Raw genomic sequence first — 287 nt, 5'->3', positions numbered from 1 at the left:
CCCGCCGCGAAAATGCCCGGCTGCGAGGTGCGGGTCGAGCCCGGCTCCACCCAGACATAGCCGCCCGATTGCATCTTCAGGCTGTCCTTCACGAGTTCGGACGAGGGCGCGTGTCCGATCGCCACGAAGAACCCGTCGCAGGGGATCACCTTCTCAGACCCGTCGGCGGTGGATTTCACCCGCACACCGGTCACGCCGAGCGGATTTTCGTCGCCGAGGATTTCCTCGACCGTGTGATTCCACTCGATCTCGACCTTAGGGTTCTTGAACAGGCGGTCCTGCAGGAT

1 protein-coding gene is annotated in these 287 nt (G+C 63.4%); it reads right to left on the bottom strand.

Annotated features, from left to right (window positions below):
- Positions 1 to 287 (bottom strand): NAD(P)/FAD-dependent oxidoreductase (locus B3D39_RS10985; RefSeq protein WP_286789682.1); only part of this gene is annotated, 287 nt, incomplete at both ends.

The organism is Thioclava sp. UBA3469, assembly GCF_002378135.1.
Classification (GTDB): Bacteria; Pseudomonadota; Alphaproteobacteria; order Rhodobacterales; family Rhodobacteraceae; genus Thioclava; species Thioclava sediminum.
This window is presented reverse-complemented; position numbering and strand designations above follow the sequence as displayed.